This window comes from Cellulophaga sp. F20128, from assembly GCF_023015805.1.
Lineage (GTDB): Bacteria > Bacteroidota > Bacteroidia > Flavobacteriales > Flavobacteriaceae > Cellulophaga.
Genome location: NZ_JALKBA010000065.1, coordinates 1 through 649, shown reverse-complemented (window position 1 = coordinate 649; position 649 = coordinate 1). Strand labels below are relative to the sequence as shown.

Below are 649 nucleotides of genomic sequence, written 5' to 3'. Positions count from 1 at the left end.
TACAACCAATATCAATAAGTTAGAAGCCAAAGGGAAGGACAAACGAGAGGTTGAGTTCTTTGGGAAATTTATCCTATGCAGTAATAACGAAGAGAGTTTTATTAAAATAGATGCCAATGAAACCCGATTCTGGGTCATTAAAATTCCAATGTTAGAAAAAGAGGATACTCATTTTCTAGAAAATCTGATTAATGAAATCCCTGCGTTTATGCATTATTTAGCTAACCGAAAGATGAGTTCCAAGCATTTAACTCGAATGTGGTTTTCAGCCCAGCAAATAAAAACCCAAGCTTTGACTAGACTGGTTCAAAACAATCGAAATCGTGTAGAAAAGGAATTGGCAAGTATTCTATTGAGCGTGATTGAAAAATTTGACCTTGATGTTGTTGATATATGCCCAATGGATGCTTTACTGGCACTCAACAAAACCCGAGTAAAAACAGATTTAACACAGCTTAGAAAGTTGCTAAAAACAGATTGGAAACTAAGCAACCAGGAGAACTCTAATAAATATCAAAAATTTGTGATTTGGACAGATGGCGATATGACCTTGATAGATGCTAAAGGCAGATATTTTACTGTTGAAAAGGATTTCTTGACCAAAAATTTTGATGATACGATGACAGAATCGTAGAACCCTACTATTTAT

1 pseudogene is annotated in these 649 nt (G+C 34.7%); it reads left to right on the top strand.

Features of this window, described 5'->3' with window-relative positions:
* Window positions 1-634 (top strand): annotated as a pseudogene (locus tag MWU65_RS17825) (hypothetical protein); the annotation flags it as partial.
* Window positions 635-649 lie beyond the last annotated feature (15 nt).